The sequence below is a fragment of the Bdellovibrionales bacterium genome (genome assembly GCA_019750295.1).
GTDB lineage: Bacteria > Bdellovibrionota > Bdellovibrionia > Bdellovibrionales > JAGQZY01 > JAIEOS01.
Map to the genome: position 1 here is coordinate 1 of JAIEOS010000064.1, position 6,624 is coordinate 6,624.

The following is a 6,624-nucleotide window of genomic DNA, read 5'->3' on the forward strand; positions in this document are numbered from 1 at the left end:
GTCAGTTTAGGAACGGTGCTTTTGCCGACGCTGTCTGAAAGATTAAGTCGCGGGGATGTTTTGGGATTTAAGTCCGAAATTCTCACAAATCTAAAAATTTTAATGCTCATGTGTTTACCGGCCAGTGTCGGTTTATTTATGATCGCAGAGCCGTTGGTGCAGCTGATGTTCGAACGAGGAACGTTCACCCATGATCAAACTTTAGTGGTGACGGGAGTCGTTCAGATCTATTCGGCCACTTTGATCGGAGCCTCTTTATCGAGAGTGATGGGACAGTCGTTTTACGCATTCAAAGATACCATCACTCCGGCGGTGGCCGCGCTCTTGGGACTCATCCTGCATGTGTGCTTAGCGCCGTACATGATGGCTCGCTGGGAAATTTATGGCCTGGTCGGATCCACCTCGATTGCGTCGTTTGTGAACGCGCTGTTTTTATTTACGATGTTCTACTGGAAGCACGGAGGCTTTGGTCTTTCTCAACTGCTGGTGACAACGCTCAAGTGCACCATGGCCACGCTTTCGATTGTGCTGATCTGTTGGGGACTGAATCAAGTTTTAGAGACATCGACTTTTCCGCTTCTCCTTCTTTATGTAGGGGTGGCCGTCAGCCTGAGTGGCGTGGGATATTTTTTAATGTGCGCAGTCTTTAAAGTCGAAGAGTCGCAGGTGGTGCTCGCGAAAATTCGACGACGATTCAAAAAGAAGTAACTAAGGATTCGGTGGTTCGTTCGGCGGGTAATGCGACTTGTACTGTGGTAAATACGTGGGAAAAGGTAAGCAGCAGGGGACGTAAGGTCCACTCGCCGTTGCGCAGTTCTCGTAACCAGCGGGACGAGGTCCTCCACATCTGAAAAACCAATTGATGTCGCCACTGTGGTAGGCCCCTTGAAAAGAGAGCGGAACTCCTGCCTCTTGCCCGGTTCCATACTCACCCGTACGACAAAGCCAATCCCCAGGAACGCGCTCCTGAATATACTCACGGAGTTCTGTGCCTTGGACATTGTAGCTTGCGTCGACTTCGGCCACTTGAATGCGCAAATCACAGCCTCTGGGGAGATCGGTCCAAATCAGATCCAACTGATCTTTAGGGGAATCGGCAGATGAAGAAGTATATCCAGATGAGGGATCTAGGGGGCGACCGCACACATTCGTCAAGCGCTCACAAGGCTTCCAGGCGTAGTCCATGTTGGTTGTGTTAAGCCCAAGATTTTCTTGCTCTCGGAAGTAAAAATAATTTCCATCAGTGCTATCGTTGAATGCAGCGGCGTCGGTGAGGTGCGTGTTTGCAGTATAATTGATCTTGTGAAGCGTACCGATATCAAATACGGGTAAACCGGCGCAGGAATGTCCTGGTGTGCAATGGATAATTCCGCCGGGATAATGGAGTCCCATGACAAGCATATCTCCGATCTCAGGTCGAGGAGCAAAACCGGTATCGGCGTTTCTAAAATAATTCATTTTTAAAAGTTCAGTGGAATGAAAAGTCTGTCGTTCTGGAAAGTCAGGCTGATATAAAACTTCATTTCCAGGAGTGCCCGTCAATCTCGGTTGTACGAAAGCACCCCAGACCAGTACGTTGTGATTCGGATGTCCACGAACTCGCTCCTTGGAGATGTTTCTGCACATCAATATACTGCCCCGTCGGATCCCTGTCACACGCGCCCGAACGGTACGATCGGCAGGGCCATCTCCCGAACTGCAGCTTTTATAAAGTGGGCGAGAGCCTCCGTTGTAGTCATCATTGTATGCGGGAGGATTACCCAAATTTGTTGTGTTGATCGTCGCATTTAGATCTTCAGCGGTTGGGCCGGTGGGCGAGATGACCGCTAAGGTTAAAGGACTGACAGGTAGTGGTTGATATTGAAAACGTTCTTGCGCGCGACATTCGCGACTTCGTCCTGCACGGTCCGTGTACGTCACGGAAGCCGTGACGAGCCAACCCTTGTTGGCTTCGTCCATATCCGTGTTTCGACTTAAACTAAAAACTCCGGTACCGTTCTCGGGATATTGAGATGTCGATAAGCCCTGAGGGCGTAATGTTCCTGCTTGTAAACTGGCTTCGAGATTATTGTTCCGGTTTTGTGGTCGTGTGTGACGGGGGCGAGTCGGAGGAGCGCAGCCGAGGGTGGCTCCGTTACGGATATCAAACGGTTGAACTTTTAAAAATCCTTGCGCGTTTTGAATTCCGGCGACCATGTCCTGAGCCGCATTGCGAGGGGGAATAAAATCGGCCAACACCGGTCCGAGTCCCCGAGCATTGTCGCAGATCGCTTGATCGCGATTCACCAACGCATCGAGCATCGACATGGTTCCCATGATTAATCGGTGTGGGTAGATGGATCCATTGTTATCAAACGTGGTGATGTCGGAGTATATGGGAGTACCAACCCAGCGCGCCGGTATACTTAATCCCACTTCCGCTTGACCAGGAAGACCCGTGCCCACGACGCTGGGAATTGGCGTGAGCGGAGCCCCCGGAGTCATTCCGAAATACGGTGCTCCGGTCCCCGCAGCGGCACGAATATCGACGAAGCTTCTGACGATTCCGCGCTCGCGCACATTGCTGAGGATGCGATGAGCTTCCGCGAGGCACGCACTAGATCCCTGAATGGTGGCGGAGTTCACGGAGCGTTCCGACGACGAGGTGAGAGTCATGACCGCAGTCACAGTGATCGCGAGAAATCCAGCGGCGATCATCACTTCGGGAAGCGAGAGTCCGGCATTGTTTATAAAATGTCGATTTCTGCGGTATCGGAACATCGTTATCTTATCGGTATATTTAAGAAAATTCTGCGGCTTTACTCCCAACTTTATCAAAAGGAGACAGCCCTGAGAAGAAACTATGGAATAATCAGATCTGAGCTAGTCGTAGGTCAGATCACGCGATCGAAACGAAACACTTGTAAGGGTGGGAAAGATAAAATGAGAGGAGGAACTGCGGAAACAAAAAATCCAGTTTCTTCCCCGGGCACGGCCACAAACTCGAAGGGACCCTCGGTCACTTTCAAATTTTTGTCTAAGCGCTTAACGTTGAGCGCGCTCGTGCCGTAGGAGTTAAAGAAATGGCCTTCCATTTTAGGAATAATCCAATAGTGTTTGCCATCAATGACTTCTCGACGGGAAAAATAAATTCGATGGGAGGAGTTGGTATAAAATTGTCCTCGGAGCCAAACTCCTGGGCTCGTTTGGATTGCATTTTTGCTCAAATACTCTGTGATCTGAGGTTCGAGCATTTTAAATTTATAGACGTACAAAATAATATCGGGTGAATCGGCTGTCATTTTTTCGAGGATCAATTGCTTTCTTGCAATTTCACTGGGTCCTACAAAGTTGAAAATCGTATTGAGTCTTGGCGTGGTTCCGACGATGTCATAGATTTTGACTTGGGGATTTTTCTTTCGGTAAGCTTCGATCTCGTCGACCACCTTACTTTGTGGTTGATTAGAGTCGTCACTGGTGGAAAGCCTGTAGATCTGAATGCTGTTGACGGTGAGAAGGGCGATAATCCCGCCGCTCAGGAGCGGAGTCCACTTGCGGATTCTCTTCTCAAGAAAGTCATAAAAAAAACAAAAACTCAAAGCCAACGACGGCGCCAAACAGAATGCGACAAAGAAAGGGAGTTTATGGTTGTGCAAAAGCATCGCGGTCACAAGAATTAAATTGTAGGTATGAAAAGGCAACAGCAGTTCTTTTTCTGAGTTTTGTCGGAACCGAGTGAAAACTTGCACGATCGCGACCATCATCCAAAAGTAAATCATTAAACTAAGAACGATGTTACTTTTGACAAAACCAATCACATAGTAGAACGCGCTTGGCGAAAAGGCCGAGGGGTTTCCGTAGGTGGGGTCGAACGTTTTTGCGTAGAAATCGATCGCCGAAGTCACACTTCTTAAAATAAATTCGAGGGAAGGGACAAGGGGTGAAATCAGTACGATCAACGAAAATAATGTGAGAGGTAAACAGTGGGAGACCAGCACGAGTAAAAAGTAACGATAGTTTTTAAGTTTGAGTGATAAAAACAAAAGAGCGATCCCTTGGGAGATCAAAAATAATATAAATTTTGGAGTCGTGCAAAAAATCAAGATATTGAGGACGGTGACCACGAGCATAGATCTGTAAGTGATGTTTTTCTGGGGCAACTTTAAACAGTAATAAAGTGTGAAGGCTTGAAGGGCGAAAGCCATCACGTCGGCGCGAATGCGAAAGCCCTGATGGAAAAAAATGGAAGTGCTTAAAATAAGACAGAAGGACGGCCAAAAAAATTGGGGCGATTTAAAAACCAACGCGGTGGTTTTTGCGGTAAAGATCACTCCGATGATCGCCATCGCCGACATCAGCAGTCGCGCCCATAAGTACGTGTGCCATTCTGTGGCCGCCCAGTGGGTGAACAGATAAGTCACCACGTGAAAAGGCCATTTGTAGTAGATCGAAACGAGCCCCTCCGGCGAAAAGGTCTTTTGCGAGAGAGTCAGGAGCCAAACTTCCGAATCGGACACATAAGAGATTTGTGAGAGCAAAATGAAAAAAAGTCCTAAGGCGAGGCCAAAGAAAATCCACGAAGAGTGAATACATCGTTCAAGAGCGAGATTACGCGTCATACCTACCTGGGTTCTAAGATAAGGCCTAGAGTACCTTTTATGATTTTAACCATCGGAATCGTGGTTTACAACGAAGAAAAAAATATTCCTCTGGTGGAAAAAAATATCTCCCGGATTAATCACCAGTTGGGTCGCCAATGCCGAATTATCGTTATCGACAATTCCTCCACAGATTCGACATTACAAAAACTTCGCGAACTTCGTCGACGTCTTCAATTTGATATTTATTCTCGCTCTTTAAATCATTTAGGAGAGGCGCGCGCCGATGTGGTGTCTTTGGCTCTCACTCCCTGGGTGGGCTTTATCGATGCCGATACTTTAATCCCCGAAACGTGGTGTGAAGAGCTTCTTATGCAGATGCAAAACGAAGATGAGAAGGTCGCTGCCATCGGCGGACCGTTGCGTCCTGCCGGAGAACAGTCAGGACTCTATCGCCGAATTTTTGCGCACTTTATGGGCTCTTTAAATTCGCCTCAAGTGCGAATGTATTTGCGCCCGCAGCAAGTTCAACATATCGCCACGGCCAACGTGATTTACCGTCGTCGAGCCTTGATCGAGGCCGGTAGTTTTTCGGAACGATTTCAGTTCGTGGGTGAAGATTTAGATTTGAGCTATAAGTTGCGCGAGCGCGGTTATAAATTAATGATGGTTCCGGCTCTCTCGGTCGAACATCGGCTTCCGCGCCATCTTCGTCAGTGGGAAAAGAAAGCCTTGTCCTATGGTAAGGGTCGAGGCCGAGTGAGTTATCACCATGGCGATTACTTTTCTACCAGCGTTCTTTTCCCTTGGGTTTTTGCGATTTTCATTTTTCTAGTGATCCTCACATTTCCCCAGCTCTATGGGGTTCCTTTTTTCCTGTACGGAACAAGTCTTTGGTTGATGTTTAAATTTGCCTCGACGGAAAATGAGAAATTAGGGTTTAGAGATTCGGTCAGACAAACTCATTGGACGGTACTTACTCATCTTTTTTATAGTTTAGGAATTATTCTCGGAAGCCTTCAGGGGTTTAAAGATCGTTGGGAAAAGCCCGTGGATTCCCCTCAGCGTGAACGATGGGTGGCTATCCACGACGACGCTTTAAACTTGAGACCTTCCAGCGATCTGACAAAAGTTTCCCAAAAAAACGACAGTCGGGTTATGGTGTAATAGAGGGCGAGGGGTGCCACAAAGGCAGGCTCGCTCACCACCTTTTTCCAAAAGAGGGGCGAAGCTGAACGGGAAGGACTTGCGGAAAGTGTTTTTCCTTGGGACCATGATTTTTTTAGAATATCCCACCATCCATATTGAGGGTCATGAACCACGCCCCAGTCGATCTGTTGGATCGACTTTCCCTGGTTTAAAATGCTCACACAAAAATGATACTCCTCTCCACTGACGGGAAGGTCTTCCGGAAAGCGAAGGGCGATTTTCGAGAACGTCGGAGCGTAGTAGAAAAAACAGCCTCCGAGAGTAATGCGGTGGAGATGGCGATAGAGCCACATGTTGCACATGTAGTTGTAAAACTGAGACGCTAGAAGTGTCGACGGAGAGTTAAGATATCGACCCGAGAAGACAACTTCAGGATTGTTGATGCTCAGATTTAAAACCGTCTTGAGGTCTTCCGAGTTCTTCAAGGAACAGTCTTCATCCATAAATAAAATAACGTCGCCAGTGGCATGGGCGAGGGCTCGATTTCGAGCCTGGCTAATCCCTCGGACCGGGGATAGGATCCAAAGCGTGGAGAACTGTGAGGGCAGTTTCGGCAAACTGTTTTCGAGAAGCTCTGGATCTCCCGTCAAGCCGATCACGACTTCTACGGGTGATGCGATCGTTTGGGATCGGAGGCTATAGAATAAGCGGGTGAGTTCGTCTTTTTTGCCGAGACTCGGGACGACAATAGAAATCTTCATTAGAAACCGACCACCTTTTTACCGAGCCATGCCCATTTTCTTAAAAAGAAAATAACTTTCTTAGAAAGCCGTTGGCGAGTCGGCAAGGCCTGCCATTCTGGCGGGAATCGAGTGAGTTCTTTTAAAAATCCACGAAC

5 protein-coding genes are annotated in these 6,624 nt (G+C 47.9%); 2 read left to right on the top strand and 3 right to left on the bottom strand.

The features are described 5' to 3' along the window. Positions 1-708: polysaccharide biosynthesis C-terminal domain-containing protein (locus K2Q26_11435; GenBank protein MBY0316126.1), on the top strand; the 708-nt coding region annotated here is incomplete at its 5' end. Here the strand turns inward: K2Q26_11435 and K2Q26_11440 are convergent. Next, on the bottom strand, positions 709-2,760 hold the full coding sequence (locus K2Q26_11440) for a hypothetical protein (protein MBY0316127.1): 2,052 nt from the start codon (positions 2,758-2,760) through the stop codon (positions 709-711). Positions 2,761-2,873: 113 nt separating this feature from the next. Next, positions 2,874-4,598, bottom strand: a complete 1,725-nt coding sequence (locus K2Q26_11445; protein ID MBY0316128.1) for a hypothetical protein — start codon at positions 4,596-4,598, stop codon at positions 2,874-2,876. A 39-nt stretch (positions 4,599-4,637) separates the two neighbouring features. On the opposite strand from K2Q26_11445, the gene K2Q26_11450 reads away from it, so the two are divergent. Further along, positions 4,638-5,744: a glycosyltransferase gene (locus K2Q26_11450; protein ID MBY0316129.1), complete on the top strand. Its 1,107-nt coding sequence runs from the start codon at positions 4,638-4,640 to the stop codon at positions 5,742-5,744. Here the strand turns inward: K2Q26_11450 and K2Q26_11455 are convergent. Then, positions 5,639-6,487, bottom strand: a complete 849-nt coding sequence (locus K2Q26_11455) for a glycosyltransferase family 2 protein (GenBank protein MBY0316130.1) — start codon at positions 6,485-6,487, stop codon at positions 5,639-5,641. The genes K2Q26_11450 and K2Q26_11455 overlap by 106 nt on opposite strands. Positions 6,488-6,624: the final 137 nt, after the last annotated feature.